The 16,797-nt window shown below is 67.6% G+C and carries 12 protein-coding genes and 1 tRNA gene; 11 read left to right on the top strand and 2 right to left on the bottom strand.

What is annotated here, in order from left to right:
- The first annotated feature begins 22 nt into the window (after window positions 1–22).
- Window positions 23–1,078, top strand: a complete 1,056-nt coding sequence (locus tag ACIBEA_RS37430) for a UDP-N-acetylmuramate dehydrogenase (protein WP_399267673.1) — start codon at window positions 23–25, stop codon at window positions 1,076–1,078.
- A 16-nt stretch (window positions 1,079–1,094) separates the two neighbouring features.
- On the top strand, window positions 1,095–1,511 hold the full coding sequence (locus ACIBEA_RS37425) for a hypothetical protein (RefSeq protein WP_385786968.1): 417 nt from the start codon (window positions 1,095–1,097) through the stop codon (window positions 1,509–1,511).
- A gap of 12 nt (window positions 1,512–1,523) precedes the next feature.
- On the opposite strand, the gene ACIBEA_RS37420 is transcribed toward ACIBEA_RS37425, so the two are convergent.
- Window positions 1,524–2,543, bottom strand: a complete 1,020-nt coding sequence (locus ACIBEA_RS37420; RefSeq protein ID WP_399267672.1) for an adenosine deaminase — start codon at window positions 2,541–2,543, stop codon at window positions 1,524–1,526.
- A 184-nt stretch (window positions 2,544–2,727) separates the two neighbouring features.
- Window positions 2,728–3,954, bottom strand: a complete 1,227-nt coding sequence (locus ACIBEA_RS37415; protein WP_399267671.1) for a pyridoxal phosphate-dependent aminotransferase — start codon at window positions 3,952–3,954, stop codon at window positions 2,728–2,730.
- 191 nt (window positions 3,955–4,145) lie between these two features.
- Here ACIBEA_RS37415 and ACIBEA_RS37410 point away from each other — a divergent pair.
- The 9 genes from ACIBEA_RS37410 to ACIBEA_RS37370 all read left to right on the top strand — a co-directional run bounded on the left by ACIBEA_RS37410 (window position 4,146) and on the right by ACIBEA_RS37370 (window position 16,611).
- Window positions 4,146–4,218, top strand: a tRNA-Trp gene (locus tag ACIBEA_RS37410).
- Window positions 4,219–4,324: 106 nt separating this feature from the next.
- Window positions 4,325–4,606, top strand: a complete 282-nt coding sequence (secE, locus tag ACIBEA_RS37405) for a preprotein translocase subunit SecE (RefSeq protein ID WP_351045363.1) — start codon at window positions 4,325–4,327, stop codon at window positions 4,604–4,606.
- A gap of 84 nt (window positions 4,607–4,690) precedes the next feature.
- Window positions 4,691–5,641, top strand: a complete 951-nt coding sequence (gene nusG, locus ACIBEA_RS37400) for a transcription termination/antitermination protein NusG (RefSeq protein WP_399267670.1) — start codon at window positions 4,691–4,693, stop codon at window positions 5,639–5,641.
- A gap of 182 nt (window positions 5,642–5,823) precedes the next feature.
- The gene (rplK, locus tag ACIBEA_RS37395) at window positions 5,824–6,258 is read left to right on the top strand and encodes a 50S ribosomal protein L11 (RefSeq protein ID WP_283452383.1); all 435 of its coding nucleotides are present in this window, start codon (window positions 5,824–5,826) and stop codon (window positions 6,256–6,258) included.
- Between the two features lie 110 nt (window positions 6,259–6,368).
- The gene (gene rplA, locus ACIBEA_RS37390; RefSeq protein ID WP_399267669.1) at window positions 6,369–7,097 is read left to right on the top strand and encodes a 50S ribosomal protein L1; all 729 of its coding nucleotides are present in this window, start codon (window positions 6,369–6,371) and stop codon (window positions 7,095–7,097) included.
- Between the two features lie 455 nt (window positions 7,098–7,552).
- Window positions 7,553–8,083, top strand: a complete 531-nt coding sequence (gene rplJ, locus ACIBEA_RS37385; RefSeq protein WP_330332008.1) for a 50S ribosomal protein L10 — start codon at window positions 7,553–7,555, stop codon at window positions 8,081–8,083.
- A gap of 110 nt (window positions 8,084–8,193) precedes the next feature.
- Window positions 8,194–8,574, top strand: coding sequence for a 50S ribosomal protein L7/L12 (gene rplL, locus ACIBEA_RS37380; RefSeq protein ID WP_399267668.1), 381 nt, complete (start codon window positions 8,194–8,196; stop codon window positions 8,572–8,574).
- A 557-nt stretch (window positions 8,575–9,131) separates the two neighbouring features.
- The gene (rpoB, locus tag ACIBEA_RS37375; protein WP_399267667.1) at window positions 9,132–12,614 is read left to right on the top strand and encodes a DNA-directed RNA polymerase subunit beta; all 3,483 of its coding nucleotides are present in this window, start codon (window positions 9,132–9,134) and stop codon (window positions 12,612–12,614) included.
- A 97-nt stretch (window positions 12,615–12,711) separates the two neighbouring features.
- A complete protein-coding gene (locus ACIBEA_RS37370) occupies window positions 12,712–16,611 on the top strand; it encodes a DNA-directed RNA polymerase subunit beta' (protein ID WP_399267666.1) in 3,900 nt (1,299 codons plus the stop codon).
- Window positions 16,612–16,797: the final 186 nt, after the last annotated feature.

Raw genomic sequence — 16,797 nt, 5'->3', positions numbered from 1 at the left:
CGCGGACCGTACTCTTGTCCACGTGCAGGAACTCCACGATGCCCCCCTCGCCCCGCTGACCACCTTCCGCCTCGGCGGCCCGGCGACCCGGCTGGTCACCGCGACCACCGACGCCGAGGTCACCGCCGCCGTGCGCGCGGCCGACGAGAGCGGTACGCCGCTCCTCCTCATCGGCGGCGGCAGCAACCTGGTCATCGGCGACCAGGGCTTCGACGGCACCGCCCTGCGCATCGCGACCACCGGCTTCGCCCTCGACGGCACCACCCTCGAACTCGCGGCCGGCGAGAACTGGAGCGACGCCGTCGCCCGCACCGTCGAAGCCGGCCTCGCGGGCATCGAATGCCTCGCCGGAATCCCCGGCTCCGCCGGTGCCACCCCGGTCCAGAACGTCGGGGCGTACGGCCAGGAGGTCTCCAGCACCATCACCGAGGTCGTCGCCTACGACCGCATCCTCGGCGAGACGGTCACCCTTTCCAACGCCGAGTGCGCGTTCTCGTACCGTCACAGCACCTTCAAGGAGCACCCGGAGCGCTACGTCGTCCTGCGGGTCCGCTTCGCCCTGGAGGCCGCCGGCGGGCTCTCCGCGCCGATCAAGTACCCGGAGACCGCCCGCGCCCTCGGCGTCGAGGCGGGTGACCGGGTCCCCGCCGCCACCGCCCGCGAGACCGTCCTGCGGCTGCGCGCCGGCAAGGGCATGGTGCTCGACCCCGCGGACCACGACACCTGGTCGGCCGGGTCCTTCTTCACCAACCCGGTCCTGACCGAGGAGGCCTACGCCGACTTCCTCGCCCGCGTCCACGACCGGCTCGGCCCCGACACCGCCCCGCCCGCCTACCCGGCCGCCGGCGGCGGTACGAAGACCAGCGCGGCCTGGCTGATCGACAAGGCGGGCTTCACCAAGGGCTACGGCACCGGCCCCGCCCGCATCTCCACCAAGCACACCCTGGCGCTCACCAACCGCGGTGGAGCCACCACCGAGGACCTGCTCGCCCTGGCCCGCGAGGTCGTCGCGGGCGTCCACGCTGCCTTCGGCGTCACCCTGGTCAACGAACCGGTGACGGTCGGCGTCAGCATCTGAGGAGCCCCGGCCGCCCATGCTCTGTCCCCTGCACGGGGCCGGTACCGACCCCACCCGGCTCGTGGGGCGCGCGATCAGCAGCGTCGTCGCGTCCTGGCACGTCTACGAGGGCGAACGCTCCGAGGCCCCGCTCGACGTCTGGCTGATCGACAGCGAGGGCGACTGCACCCGGATCACCACCGGCTCCGACTGGTGCCTCATCGTCGAGTCGGCCCGACCGCACGAGCCGTACGACATGGGGGAGTGGGGCCGCATCGAAGTCGGCGACGACCTCGGCGACCACCCCTTCCTGCGCCACCTCGGCGACACCGTGGCGACCGTGGCCGAGTTCGCCGTGCCCGAGCAGGGCCGCACCCACCTGGAGATCGGCTTCACCGACGGCTACCGGGTGCGGGCCGACTGCTGGGAAGGCGACCTGCGCCTCACCCGGTGAACGGCCGGCCGTTCACCCGGTCAGCCAGTGGTCGATCCCGGCCAGCAGCTTGGCCTGCACGTCCTCGGGCGCGGCCGAACCGCGCACCGACTGGCGGGCCAGCTCGGCCAGCTCCTCGTCCGTGAAGGCGTGGTGGCGGCGGGCGATCTCGTACTGCGCCGCCAACCGTGAGCCGAAGAGCAGCGGGTCGTCGGCGCCCAGCGCCATCGGCACCCCGGCCTCGAAGAGGGTCCGCAGCGGAACGTCCTCGTGGCGCTCGTAGACCCCCAGCGCCACATTGGACGCCGGGCACACCTCGCAGGTGATCTGGCGGTCCGCCAGTCGCTGGAGCAGCCGCGGGTCCTCGGCGGCCCGGACGCCGTGCCCGATACGGGTGGCGCGCAGGTCGTCCAGGCAGTCCCGGACGGAGGAGGGACCGCTCAGCTCGCCGCCGTGCGGGGCCGCGAGCAGACCGCCCTCCCGGGCGATGGCGAAGGCCCGGTCGAAGTCGCGGGCCATGCCGCGGCGCTCGTCGTTGGAGAGCCCGAAGCCGACGATGCCGCGGTCGGCGTAGCGGACGGCGAGCCGGGCCAGGGTGCGGGCGTCCAGCGGGTGCTTCATGCGGTTCGCGGCGATGACCACGCGCATGCCGAGGCCGGTCTCGCGGGAGGCGGCGTCCACGGCGTCCAGGATGATCTCCACGGCCGGGATCATCCCGCCGAGGAGCGGGGCGTAGGAGGTGGGATCCACCTGGATCTCCAGCCACCCGCTGCCGTCCCGGACGTCCTCCTCCGCGGCCTCGCGCACCAGGCGCCGGATGTCGTCGGGCTCGCGCAGGCAGGAGCGGGCGGCGTCGTAGAGCCGCTGGAAACGGAACCAGCCGCGCTCGTCGGTGGCCCGCAGTCGGGGTGGCTCGCCGCCGGTCAGCGCGTCGGGCAGCCGCACGCCGTACTTGTCGGCCAGCTCCAGCAGGGTCGACGGGCGCATGGACCCCGTGAAGTGCAGGTGGAGGTGGGCTTTCGGCAGAAGCGTGAGATCGCGTACGTGCTCCATCCGGTGATCCTGCCGCAAGAACGGCTCCAAGGGCAGCCCGTTTCCCGATCGAGCTCCCTCCCGAACGCATCTACCAGGCTGTATTTCCAGCCCCGCCGGCGTTCGAGGCGCCCCCGGAGGGACGGGAAAGGGGGGCCCGGAGCGAACCCCGGACCCCCCTTCTCCGCTGCCGGCCGCGCTAGGCCTAGGCCTTGGCCTCGCCCAGCAGGTTCTGGATCCGGGTCACGCCCTCCACCAGGTCCTCGTCACCGAGGGCGTACGACAGGCGCAGGTAGCCCGGAGTACCGAAGGCCTCGCCGGGGACGACCGCGACCTCGGCCTCGTCCAGGATCAGGGCCGCCAGCTCGACCGAGGTCTGCGGGCGCTGACCGCGGATCTCCTTGCCGAGCAGCTCCTTGACCGAGGGGTACGCGTAGAACGCGCCCTCCGGGGTCGGACAGAAGACGCCGTCGATCTCGTTCAGCATCTTGACCATGGTCTGGCGGCGGCGGTCGAAGGCCTTGCGCATCTCCGCGACGGCGTCCAGGTTCCCGGACACCGCGGCCAGCGCGGCCACCTGCGCCACGTTGGAGACGTTGGAGGTGGCGTGCGACTGGAGGTTCGTCGCGGCCTTGATGACGTCCTTGGGGCCCACGACCCATCCGACGCGCCAGCCGGTCATGGCGTACGTCTTGGCCACGCCGTTGACGACGATGCAGCGGTCGGCGAGCGCGGGCACCAGCACCGGCAGCGAGGTGAACTTCGCGTCGCCGTAGACCAGGTGCTCGTAGATCTCGTCCGTCAGGACCCACAGGCCGTGCTCGGCGGCCCACTCGCCGATGGCGCGGGCGTCGTCCTCGGAGTACACGGAACCGGTCGGGTTCGACGGGGAGACGAACAGGACGACCTTCGTACGGTCGGTGCGCGCCGCTTCCAGCTGCTCCACGGAGACCCGGTAGCCGGTGGTCTCGTCGGCGACGACGTCCACCGGGACACCGCCCGCGAGGCGGATCGACTCGGGGTAGGTGGTCCAGTACGGGGCCGGGACGATGACCTCGTCGCCCGGGTCGAGGATCGCGGCGAAGGCCTCGTAGATGGCCTGCTTGCCACCGTTGGTCACCAGGATCTGGGTCGGGTCGACGGCGTAGCCCGAGTCGCGCAGCGTCTTCTCCGCGATGGCCTTCTTCAGCTCCGGCAGGCCGCCGGCCGGCGTGTAGCGGTGGTACTTCGGGTTGCGGCAGGCCTCGACCGCCGCCTCGACGATGTAGTCGGGGGTGGGGAAGTCGGGCTCACCGGCGCCGAAGCCGATCACCGGACGGCCCGCGGCCTTGAGGGCCTTGGCCTTGGCGTCGACGGCGAGGGTGGCGGACTCGGAAATGGCGCCGATACGGGCGGACACCCGGCGCTCGGAAGAAGGCGTTGCAGAGGTCATGCGGCCAATCGTCCCAGACTGCAAACTGCCGCCGCACACCGTTTCAGGTACCGGACGGAGCAGCTCCGACGGAGTCTGTTCGACGTCGGCGCCGCGACCACGTATGCTCACCTGTCGTTGGACCTCACCAACCGCCCCAAAACGCGTGCACTCCGTGCACTCGTCCGGATGCGGTAGGTTGGGGGACGCAAAGGGTCGTAGCTCAATTGGTAGAGCACTGGTCTCCAAAACCAGCGGTTGGGGGTTCGAGTCCCTCCGGCCCTGCTCCACACTCCTTCGCCGGATGTGTGCGCAGGTACCTACATCTATGCACCGCCGTGCGGCTCAACCGGGGCGCGGCACGGCCATGACCCGGATTCAGGTGAGAGACGTGACGGACGCCGTGGGCTCCATCGACATGCCTGACGCCGAGGACGAGACCCGCGAGAAGAAGGCCCGAAAGGGCGGCAAGCGCGGCAAGAAGGGCCCTCTGGGTCGTCTCGCGCTCTTCTACCGGCAGATCGTCGCGGAACTCCGCAAGGTCGTATGGCCGACTCGCAACCAGCTGAGCACCTACACCACTGTGGTGATCGTGTTCGTGGTCATCATGATCGGTCTCGTTACCGTGATTGACTATGGCTTCAACGCGGCCATCAAGTTCGTCTTCGGCTAGTCCCCGCGGGGGGCGGCACCTTGATGGGTGCCGCCCGTTTTCGCATGTTCCACCCCATTTTGTATCCAGGAAGAAGCAGCCACCGTGTCTGACCCGAACCTGAACGCGAGCCCCGACTCCGTCGAGTCCGTCGAGGACGCGCTCGACATCGTCGAGGCGGCGGACGCTGCGAACCCTGACGAGGCCGAGATCGCGGACGCCGACGCCGGCGTCGCGGCCGAAGAGGCTGCTGTGCACGTCGTAGAGACCGACGAGGCCGACCAGATCGACGCCGACGAGGCCGATGAGGACGTCGTCGAGGACGAGGCCGATGAGGCTTCCGACGAGTCCGACGACTCCGATGAGGACGCCGACGAGGCCGACGCCGAGGTCGACGAGGACGAGGCCGCCGACGAGGACGAAGAGCCCGCGGAGCCGGTCGACCCGATCCAGGCCCTGCGCGACGAGCTCCGCAGCCTGCCCGGCGAGTGGTACGTCATCCACACCTACGCGGGCTACGAGAAGCGCGTGAAGGCGAACCTCGAACAGCGCGCCGTCTCGCTGAACGTCGAGGACTTCATCTACTCGGCCGAGGTGCCCGAGGAAGAGATCGTCCAGATCAAGAACGGCGAGCGCAAGAACGTCCGGCAGAACAAGCTGCCCGGTTACGTTCTCGTCCGCATGGATCTGACGAACGAGTCCTGGGGCGTCGTCCGCAACACCCCCGGCGTCACCGGCTTCGTGGGCAACGCCTACGACCCGTACCCGCTGACCCTCGACGAGATCGTCAAGATGCTCGCCCCCGAGGCGCAGGAGAAGGCCGCCAAGCTGGCCGCGGAAGAGGCCGGCCTGCCCGCGCCCGCCGTCAAGCGCACCATCGAGGTCCTGGACTTCGAGGTCGGCGACTCGGTCACCGTCACCGACGGCCCGTTCGCGACGCTCCAGGCGACCATCAACGAGATCAACCCGGACTCGAAGAAGGTCAAGGGTCTCGTCGAGATCTTCGGCCGCGAGACCCCGGTCGAGCTGAGCTTCGACCAGATCCAGAAGAACTGATCCAGCAGGTCTGGGTCAGTCCCTCTGACACACGCTTCCAGCCAGGTCAGATCGCCCTGAAAAGGGCGGTCTGACCTGCTGGGTTTTATGCCCCGCCCTGATACCCGCTATCGTGGTGCGGTATGCCTCCATCCGGATGACCGGTTGGCGGCGAAACACTCTCACAGGACCCGGAGAGAGCAATGCCTCCCAAGAAGAAGAAGATCACGGGGCTCATCAAGCTCCAGATCAAGGCCGGTGCGGCCAACCCGGCGCCGCCGGTCGGCCCCGCGCTCGGTCAGCACGGCGTCAACATCATGGAGTTCTGCAAGGCCTACAACGCCGCGACCGAGTCGCAGCGTGGCATGGTCGTGCCGGTGGAGATCACGGTCTACGACGACCGCTCCTTCACCTTCGTGACGAAGACCCCCCCGGCCGCGCGCCTCATCCTCAAGCACGCGGGTGTGGAGAAGGGCTCGGGCGAGCCGCACAAGACCAAGGTCGCCAAGCTCACCGGCGCCCAGGTCCGCGAGATCGCCACGCTGAAGATGCCCGACCTGAACGCCAACGACCTGGCGGCCGCCGAGAAGATCATCGCCGGCACCGCTCGTTCGATGGGCATCACGGTCGAGGGCTGATCCAGCCCCTCGCACGCCCCCAGTGGTAGGACCAGCGCTGGTCCGCACCACGACTCCACACCTGCCACGCGGCGGAAGCCGCATGGTGCTATCTGCAAACAGGAGCAGAAGTGAAGCGCAGCAAGACTCTCCGCGCTGCGGACGCCAAGGTCGACCGGGCAAAGCTCTACGCCCCGCTCGAGGCCGTCCGTCTCGCCAAGGAGACCTCCGCGACCAAGTTCGACAGCACCGTCGAGGTCGCCTTCCGCCTGGGTGTCGACCCGCGCAAGGCCGACCAGATGGTCCGCGGCACCGTGAACCTCCCGCACGGCACCGGCAAGACCGCCCGGGTCCTGGTCTTCGCGACCGGTGACCGTGCAGCGGCCGCGGAAGCCGCCGGCGCCGACATTGTCGGCAACGACGAGCTGATCAACGAGATCGCGAAGGGCAACCGCCTCAACGAGTTCGACGCCGTTGTCGCCACCCCGGACCTCATGGGCAAGGTCGGCCGCCTCGGCCGCGTGCTCGGTCCCCGTGGCCTCATGCCGAACCCGAAGACCGGCACCGTCACCATGGACGTCGCCAAGGCTGTCACCGAGATCAAGGGTGGCAAGATCGAGTTCCGCGTCGACAAGCACTCGAACCTGCACTTCATCATCGGCAAGGTCTCCTTCACCGATGAGCAGCTGGTCGAGAACTACGGCGCCGCGCTGGACGAGATCCTTCGTCTGAAGCCGTCCGCCGCGAAGGGCCGCTACATCAAGAAGGCCGCCCTGAGCACCACGATGGGCCCCGGCATCATCCTGGACCAGAACCGCACCCGGAACCTCCTCGTCGAGGAAGACCCGGCCTCGGTCTGATCCGGCAGGGCCCCCGGGCCCACCGGCAGCATCTCGGCGGGCCCTCCGCCTCCCTCACGGGAGGTGGGGGGCCCGTTTTCGTTCCCCGGCGGCACGGAGCCCCGCCGGGCCTCGCAGGGGCTTTGCGGCCTCCCGGGTCCGCCGGGGCGCCCGGGCCCGTACGGCGCCCGCCAGGGGCCCGCACGGGGCGCGGGAGGGCGCAGGAGGACGATTTGCTCCGGGGCGGGATGTTCGCGTACGCTTCCGGAGAAGCCAAAGACCGCTGGTCGTTGCCGTGCTCGCAAGAGGATGGCGACCGAAGGATTCGCTAGCTGCGAACGACCTGCGCAGGTGTTCAGTGGATAGTTCCCGGACTCGTTCCGGTCGAGCCGTGCCCCGAGCGCTTGCGCCGGGGCGTTTTGTTTGTCTAGCCCCTTCTGAGCGGTCCTCATCACCCGGAAGGAGGCCGAAGCACTATGCCGACGCCCAACAAGGCTGCCGCGGTAGCCGAGCTCACGGACCAGTTCCGCGACTCGAACGCCGCCGTGCTGACCGAGTACCGGGGCCTCACCGTGGCGCAGCTCAAGACGCTGCGTCGTTCCCTCGGTGAGAACGCCCAGTACGCCGTGGTGAAGAACACGCTGACCAAGATTGCGGCCAACCAGGCCGGGATCACCGCGCTGGACGAGCACTTCGCTGGTCCGACCGCGGTCGCCTTCATCACCGGTGACCCGGTGGAGTCGGCGAAGAGTCTGCGTGACTTCGCCAAGGACAACCCGAACCTCATCATCAAGGCGGGTGTCCTTGATGGTAAGGCGCTCACCGCCGATGAGATCAAGAAGCTCGCGGACCTCGAGTCCCGCGAGGTTCTGCTCAGCAAGCTGGCCGGCGCGTTCAAGGGCAAGCAGTCTCAGGCTGCCTCGCTCTTCCAGGCGCTGCCGTCGAAGTTCGTCCGCACTGCGGAAGCGCTTCGCGTCAAGCTCGCCGAGCAGGGCGGTGCCGAGTAATTCGGCTCGCGCACTGATCCACGCCGCCTAGTGCGTGGGTCAAAGCGGGCCGTCACGCCCGCCTCTATATACATCCGGCACCTGCCGATTTAGTGGAAGGATCGCCCATCATGGCGAAGCTCACCCAGGACGAACTCCTCGCCCAGTTCGAGGAGCTCACCCTCATCGAGCTCTCCGAGTTCGTGAAGGCGTTCGAGGAGAAGTTCGACGTCACCGCCGCCGCGGCCGTCGCCGTTGCCGGTCCGGGCGCCCCCGTCGCCGCTGAGGCCGCTGAGGAGCAGGACGAGTTCGACGTCATCCTCACCGCCGCCGGTGACAAGAAGATCCAGGTCATCAAGGTCGTGCGCGAGCTGACCTCCCTCGGCCTGAAGGAGGCCAAGGACCTCGTCGACGGCGCTCCGAAGCCCGTCCTCGAGAAGGTCGCCAAGGAGGCCGCCGAGAAGGCTGCCGAGTCCCTCAAGGGCGCCGGCGCCTCGGTCGAGGTCAAGTAACACCTCTGAGGCCCTCACAGGGCCTCTCCAAGGGGCGATCACCCGTAAGGGTGGTCGCCCTTTGGCGTACCCGCAGTGCCTGACTTGCCCTGCTCTCGTTGGGGAGTAGGGTGATCATCGTTGCTCCGAGACAGGGCCCGGTGATGATCCGCTCGGAGCAGGGGGCCTTGACGAACGGCACGCGGCGCGCAATTCTCAGTCCCGTTGCCACATGAGGAAGCAGGCCGATCCGGATCCCGAGGCATGGATCGGTTACAAAGAGGGCAGTACTGATACGCGCTCTGTGTGCGAGCGCCGCAGCGTTCAACAACAAGGGGAAGGCCTGTTGCCGGACTCCAGAAATCTGGTCTGGACATCAGTGAGCCAAGTGGCTACACTGACCCTTTGCGCTGCCTGTTAGCTGCCCCCTGCCCGTCGCCAGGGGCATACCTACGCTGAAGCACACCTGATCGAGCACCCTCACCTGGTCCTTTGGGCCGGATAGGGGAAGTTCCTCTTCTGTGTCAGCTGGGACCGGTACGCGCGTAGTGAGTCCGAGCCCTCGGAAGGACCCCCTCTTGGCCGCCTCGCGCAACGCCTCGACCAATACGAACAACGGTGCCAGCACTGCCCCGCTGCGCATCTCCTTTGCAAAGATCAAGGAGCCTCTCGAGGTTCCGAACCTCCTGGCGCTGCAGACCGAGAGCTTTGACTGGCTGCTCGGTAACGCCGCCTGGAAGTCTCGCGTCGAGTCGGCTCTGGAGAGCGGACAGGACGTCCCCACCAAGTCCGGTCTGGAAGAGATCTTCGAGGAGATCTCGCCGATCGAGGACTTCTCCGGGTCGATGTCGCTGACCTTCCGCGACCACCGCTTCGAGCCTGCGAAGAACTCCGTCGACGAGTGCAAGGACCGCGACTTCACCTTTGCGGCGCCGCTGTTCGTAACGGCCGAGTTCACCAACAACGAGACCGGTGAGATCAAGTCCCAGACGGTCTTCATGGGCGATTTCCCGCTCATGACGAACAAGGGCACCTTCGTCATCAACGGCACCGAGCGTGTCGTGGTGTCGCAGCTGGTCCGTTCCCCCGGTGTCTACTTCGACTCCTCCATCGACAAGACGTCCGACAAGGACATCTTCTCCGCCAAGATCATCCCGTCCCGGGGTGCCTGGCTGGAGATGGAGGTCGACAAGCGCGACATGGTCGGTGTCCGCATCGACCGCAAGCGCAAGCAGTCCGTCACCGTTCTCCTGAAGGCTCTCGGTTGGACCACCGAGCAGATCCTGGAAGAGTTCGGCGAGTACGAGTCCATGCGCGCCACCCTGGAGAAGGACCACACCCAGGGCCAGGACGACGCGCTGCTCGACATCTACCGCAAGCTGCGTCCGGGCGAACCGCCGACCCGTGAGGCCGCGCAGACGCTGCTCGAGAACCTCTACTTCAACCCGAAGCGCTACGACCTCGCGAAGGTCGGTCGCTACAAGGTCAACAAGAAGCTCGGCGCGGACGAGCCCCTCGACGCCGGTGTGCTGACGACGGACGACGTCATCGCCACGATCCGTTACCTGGTCAAGCTGCACGCCGGCGAGACCGAGACGGTGGGCGAGTCGGGCCGGGCGATCGTCGTCGAGACCGACGACATCGACCACTTCGGCAACCGTCGTCTGCGCAACGTCGGCGAGCTCATCCAGAACCAGGTCCGTACGGGTCTGGCTCGTATGGAGCGCGTCGTGCGCGAGCGCATGACGACCCAGGACGTCGAGGCGATCACGCCGCAGACCCTGATCAACATCCGGCCGGTCGTCGCCTCCATCAAGGAGTTCTTCGGCACCAGCCAGCTGTCGCAGTTCATGGACCAGAACAACCCGCTGTCGGGTCTGACGCACAAGCGTCGTCTCTCGGCGCTGGGTCCCGGTGGTCTGTCCCGCGAGCGGGCCGGCTTCGAGGTCCGAGACGTTCACCCGTCGCACTACGGCCGCATGTGCCCGATCGAAACCCCTGAAGGCCCGAACATCGGTCTGATCGGTTCGCTCGCGTCCTACGGTCGCGTCAACGCGTTCGGTTTCGTCGAGACCCCGTACCGCAAGGTCATCGAGGGTGTCGTCACCGACGACGTCGACTACCTGACGGCCGACGAGGAAGACCGCTTCGTCATCGCCCAGGCCAACGCCGGCCTGAACGACGAGATGCGCTTCACCGAGAACCGCGTGCTGGTCCGCCGTCGTGGTGGCGAGATCGACTACATCGCCGGCGACGACGTCGACTACATGGACGTCTCCCCGCGCCAGATGGTGTCCGTCGCGACCGCGATGATCCCCTTCCTGGAGCACGACGACGCCAACCGTGCCCTCATGGGCGCGAACATGATGCGCCAGGCCGTTCCGCTCATCAAGGCGGAGGCGCCGCTCGTCGGCACCGGCATGGAGTACCGCTGTGCGGTCGACGCCGGTGACTCGATCCGTGCGGAGAAGGACGGTGTCGTCCAGGAGGTCTCGGCCGACTACATCACCGTCGCCAACGACGACGGCACGTACACCACGTACCGCGTCGCGAAGTTCTCCCGCTCGAACCAGGGCACCTCGGTCAACCAGAAGGTCATCGTCAACGAGGGTGACCGGATCATCGAGTCCCAGGTCCTCGCCGACGGTCCTGCGACCGAAGAGGGCGAAATGGCCCTCGGCAAGAACCTGCTCGTGGCGTTCATGCCCTGGGAAGGTCACAACTACGAGGACGCGATCATCCTGTCGCAGCGCCTCGTTCAGGACGACGTCCTCTCCTCGATCCACATCGAGGAGCACGAGGTCGACGCCCGTGACACCAAGCTGGGCCCCGAGGAGATCACCCGGGACATCCCGAACGTCTCCGAGGAGGTCCTCGCGGACCTCGACGAGCGCGGCATCATCCGCATCGGTGCGGACGTCGTCGCGGGCGACATCCTGGTCGGCAAGGTCACGCCCAAGGGCGAGACCGAGCTGACCCCGGAAGAGCGTCTGCTCCGCGCGATCTTCGGTGAGAAGGCCCGCGAGGTGCGCGACACCTCGCTCAAGGTCCCCCACGGTGAGATCGGCAAGGTCATCGGCGTCCGCGTCTTCGACCGCGAAGAGGGCGACGAGCTTCCCCCGGGCGTCAACCAGCTGGTCCGCGTCTACGTGGCCCAGAAGCGCAAGATCACCGACGGTGACAAGCTCGCCGGCCGCCACGGCAACAAGGGTGTCATCTCCAAGATCCTTCCGATCGAGGACATGCCCTTCCTTGAGGACGGCACGCCGGTCGACATCATCCTGAACCCGCTGGGTGTCCCGTCCCGAATGAACCCGGGACAGGTCCTGGAGATCCACCTCGGCTGGCTCGCCAGCCGCGGCTGGGACGTCTCCGGCCTCGGCGAGGAGTGGGCCGAGCGCCTGAGGGCGATCGGCGCCGACCGCGTCGAGCCCGGCACCAACGTCGCCACCCCGGTGTTCGACGGTGCCCGTGAGGACGAGATCTCCGGCCTCTTCGAGCACACGATCCCGAACCGCGACGGGGACCGCCTGGTCCTCCCGACCGGCAAGGCTCACCTGTTCGACGGTCGCTCCGGCGAGCCGTTCCCGGAGCCGGTCTCGATCGGCTACATGTACATCCTCAAGCTCCACCACCTGGTCGACGACAAGCTCCACGCCCGTTCGACCGGGCCGTACTCGATGATCACGCAGCAGCCGCTGGGTGGTAAGGCGCAGTTCGGTGGCCAGCGCTTCGGTGAGATGGAGGTGTGGGCGCTCGAGGCTTATGGCGCCGCTTACGCCCTCCAGGAGCTGCTGACCATCAAGTCCGATGACGTGACCGGCCGCGTGAAGGTCTACGAGGCCATCGTCAAGGGCGAGAACATCCCCGAGCCGGGCATTCCCGAGTCCTTCAAGGTGCTCATCAAGGAAATGCAGTCGCTCTGCCTCAACGTGGAGGTGCTGTCCTCGGACGGCATGTCCATCGAGATGCGCGACACCGACGAGGACGTCTTCCGCGCGGCGGAGGAGCTCGGTATCGACCTGTCCCGGCGCGAGCCGAGCAGCGTCGAAGAGGTCTGACGGGCCTGACGGGGGGCTCGCTCAAGAGCCCCCCGTCATCCCCGGGACCGTTCAGACCATGATTGAGACTCGACCCCGAAAGAGGGATTGACGCACAGTGCTCGACGTCAACTTCTTCGACGAGCTGCGGATCGGCCTTGCCACCGCGGACGACATCCGAACCTGGTCCCACGGCGAGGTCAAGAAGCCGGAGACCATCAACTACCGCACGCTCAAGCCCGAGAAGGACGGACTCTTCTGCGAGAAGATCTTCGGTCCGACCCGGGACTGGGAGTGCTACTGCGGCAAGTACAAGCGTGTCCGCTTCAAGGGCATCATCTGTGAGCGTTGTGGCGTCGAAGTCACGCGCGCCAAGGTGCGCCGCGAGCGGATGGGCCACATCGAGCTTGCCGCTCCCGTCACCCACATCTGGTACTTCAAGGGCGTTCCGTCGCGTCTTGGCTACCTGCTGGACCTCGCGCCGAAGGACCTCGAAAAGGTCATCTACTTCGCCGCGTACATGATCACGTTCGTGGACGACGAGCGCCGCACCCGCGACCTCCCGTCGCTGGAGGCCCACGTCTCCGTCGAGCGCCAGCAGATCGAGAACCGCCGCGACTCGGACCTCGAAGGCCGTGCCAAGAAGCTCGAGACCGACCTGGCCGAGCTCGAGGCCGAGGGCGCCAAGGCCGACGTGCGCCGCAAGGTGCGCGAAGGTGCCGAGCGCGAGATGAAGCAGCTGCGCGACCGTGCGCAGCGCGAGATCGACCGTCTGGACGAGGTCTGGTCGCGCTTCAAGAACCTCAAGGTCCAGGACCTCGAGGGCGACGAGCTGCTCTACCGCGAGCTGCGCGACCGCTTCGGCACGTACTTCGACGGTTCGATGGGTGCCGCGGCGCTGCAGAAGCGCCTGGAGTCCTTCGACCTCGAGGAAGAGGCCGAGCGCCTCCGCGAGATCATCCGTTCCGGCAAGGGCCAGAAGAAGACCCGTGCGCTCAAGCGTCTCAAGGTCGTCTCCGCGTTCCTGCAGACCAGCAACAGCCCCAAGGGCATGGTGCTGGACTGCGTGCCGGTGATCCCGCCGGACCTGCGTCCGATGGTGCAGCTGGACGGTGGCCGCTTCGCGACCTCCGACCTGAACGACCTGTACCGCCGCGTGATCAACCGCAACAACCGCCTGAAGCGCCTTCTCGACCTCGGTGCCCCCGAGATCATCGTGAACAACGAGAAGCGCATGCTCCAGGAGGCCGTCGACGCCCTCTTCGACAACGGTCGTCGTGGTCGTCCGGTGACCGGTCCCGGTAACCGCCCGCTGAAGTCCCTGAGCGACATGCTCAAGGGCAAGCAGGGTCGATTCCGTCAGAACCTTCTCGGCAAGCGCGTGGACTACTCCGCGCGTTCCGTGATCGTCGTCGGTCCGCAGCTGAAGCTGCACCAGTGTGGTCTGCCCAAGGCCATGGCGCTGGAGCTCTTCAAGCCGTTCGTGATGAAGCGCCTGGTCGACCTGAACCACGCGCAGAACATCAAGTCGGCGAAGCGCATGGTCGAGCGCGGCCGCACGGTCGTCTACGACGTGCTCGAAGAGGTCATCGCCGAGCACCCGGTCCTCCTGAACCGTGCGCCCACGCTGCACCGCCTCGGCATCCAGGCCTTCGAGCCCCAGCTGGTCGAAGGCAAGGCCATCCAGATCCACCCGCTCGTCTGCACCGCGTTCAACGCGGACTTCGACGGTGACCAGATGGCCGTGCACCTCCCGCTCTCCGCGGAGGCGCAGGCCGAGGCCCGCATCCTGATGCTGTCCTCGAACAACATCCTGAAGCCCGCCGACGGCCGTCCGGTCACGATGCCGACCCAGGACATGGTCCTCGGTCTGTTCTTCCTGACCACCGACGGTGAGCTCCGTGACACCAAGGGCGAGGGCCGCGCGTTCGGCTCCACGGCCGAGGCGACCATGGCGTTCGACGGTGGCGAGCTGGCTCTCCAGTCGGCCGTCGACATCCGCTTCCCGGTGGGCACCATCCCGCCGCGCGGCTGGGTGCCCCCGGTCCGCGAAGAGGGCGAGCAGGAGTTCCAGCCGGGCGACAGCTTCCGGCTGCGCACGACCCTGGGCCGCGCGCTCTTCAACGAGCTGCTGCCCGAGGACTACCCGTTCGTCGACTACTCGGTGGGCAAGAAGCAGCTCTCCGAGATCGTCAACGACCTGGCCGAGCGCTACCCCAAGGTCATCGTGGCGGCGACGCTCGACAACCTGAAGGCGTCGGGCTTCCACTGGGCGACCCGTTCGGGCGTCACCGTGTCCGTCTCCGACATCGTCGTGCCCGAGGCCAAGAAGGCCATCGTCAAGGGCTACGAGGAACTGGACGAGAAGGTCCAGAAGCAGTACGAGCGCGGTCTGATCACCAAGGACGAGCGCACGCAGGAGCTCATCGCGATCTGGACCAAGGCGACCAATGAGGTTGCCGAGGCGATGAACGCGAACTTCCCCAAGACGAACCCCATCTTCATGATGGTTGACTCGGGTGCCCGAGGAAACATGATGCAGATGCGACAGATCGCCGGTATGCGTGGTCTGGTGTCGAACGCGAAGAACGAGACCATCCCGCGTCCGATCAAGGCGTCCTTCCGTGAGGGCCTCACCGTTCTGGAGTACTTCATCTCCACGCACGGTGCCCGTAAGGGTCTGGCGGACACCGCCCTGCGTACCGCCGACTCGGGTTACCTCACCCGTCGTCTGGTGGACGTCTCGCAGGACGTCATCATCCGCGAGGAGGACTGCGGCACCGAGCGCGGCCTGAAGCTGAAGATCGCCGTTCGCGGCGAGGACGGCGTGCTGCGCAAGGCCGACGACGTCGAGACCTCGATCTACGCCCGCATGCTGGCCGAGGACGTCGTCATCGACGGCAAGGTCATCGCGCCGGCCAACGTCGACCTCGGTGACGTCCTCATCGACGCCCTGGTCGCCAACGGCGTCGAGGAGGTCAAGACCCGCTCGGTCCTGACCTGTGAGTCCGCGGTCGGCACCTGTGCCTTCTGCTACGGACGCTCGCTCGCCACCGGCAAGCTGGTCGACATCGGTGAGGCGGTCGGCATCATCGCCGCCCAGTCCATCGGTGAGCCCGGTACCCAGCTGACGATGCGTACCTTCCACACCGGTGGTGTGGCCGGTGACGACATCACGCAGGGTCTGCCGCGTGTCGTCGAGCTCTTCGAAGCCCGTACGCCGAAGGGTGTCGCCCCGATCTCCGAGGCCGCCGGTCGCGTGCGGATCGAGGAGACCGAGAAGACGAAGAAGATCGTCATCACGCCGGACGACGGTGCCGAGGAGACGGCGTTCCCGATCTCCAAGCGCGCCAAGGTCCTCGTGCACGAGGGTGACCACGTCGAGGTGGGCCAGAAGCTCACCGCGGGTGCCACCAACCCGCACGACGTGCTGCGCATCCTCGGTCAGCGCGCGGTCCAGGTCCACCTGGTCGGCGAAGTCCAGAAGGTCTACAACTCGCAGGGCGTGTCGATCCACGACAAGCACATCGAGATCATCATCCGGCAGATGCTGCGCCGCGTGACGATCATCGAGTCCGGCGACGCGGAGCTGCTTCCGGGCGAGCTCGTCGAGCGGTCGAAGTTCGAGACCGAGAACCGTCGTGTGGTCACCGAGGGCGGTCACCCCGCCTCCGGCCGTCCGCAGCTGATGGGTATCACCAAGGCCTCGCTGGCGACGGAATCCTGGCTGTCGGCCGCCTCCTTCCAGGAGACGACCCGAGTCCTGACGGATGCGGCGATCAACGCCAAGTCCGACAGCCTCATCGGCCTCAAGGAGAACGTCATCATCGGTAAGCTCATCCCGGCCGGTACGGGTCTGTCCCGCTACCGCAACATCCGGGTCGAGCCCACCGAGGAAGCCAAGGCCGCGATGTACTCGGCCGTCGGTTACGACGACATCGACTACTCGCCCTTCGGCACCGGCTCCGGCCAGGCCGTCCCGCTGGAGGACTACGACTACGGCCCGTACAACGGCTGAGTCGCTCCACTAGCGCAGTAGGCAAGCACCGCAGGGCGGTCACCCGAGAGGGTGACCGCCCTGCGGCGTTCCCGGGTCCTGGTACCCGGAGCGGCGCCGCGAAACGCCGAGGGGGGGGGGGGCGGGGGGGCCGGGGGGCCCCCCCCCGCGGGGGGGGGGGGGGGCCGGGCCGCGGCGGGGCCCCCC

Origin of the sequence: Streptomyces sp. NPDC051555 (genome assembly GCF_044454405.1) — a bacterium.
Taxonomy (GTDB): Bacteria; Actinomycetota; Actinomycetes; order Streptomycetales; family Streptomycetaceae; genus Streptomyces.
This window is presented reverse-complemented; position numbering and strand designations above follow the sequence as displayed.

Bases quoted from the DNA above. Each gene is read 5' to 3' on its own strand.
- ACIBEA_RS37425 (WP_385786968.1), top strand. From the start codon at position 1,095: ATGCTCTGTCCCCTGCACGGGGCCGGTACCGACCCCACCCGGCTCGTG.
- ACIBEA_RS37420 (WP_399267672.1), bottom strand. From the start codon at position 2,543: ATGGAGCACGTACGCGATCTCACGCTTCTGCCGAAAGCCCACCTCCAC.
- ACIBEA_RS37415 (WP_399267671.1), bottom strand. From the start codon at position 3,954: ATGACCTCTGCAACGCCTTCTTCCGAGCGCCGGGTGTCCGCCCGTATC.
- rplK (WP_283452383.1), top strand. From the start codon at position 5,824: ATGCCTCCCAAGAAGAAGAAGATCACGGGGCTCATCAAGCTCCAGATC.
- rplJ (WP_330332008.1), top strand. From the start codon at position 7,553: ATGCCGACGCCCAACAAGGCTGCCGCGGTAGCCGAGCTCACGGACCAG.
- rplL (WP_399267668.1), top strand. From the start codon at position 8,194: ATGGCGAAGCTCACCCAGGACGAACTCCTCGCCCAGTTCGAGGAGCTC.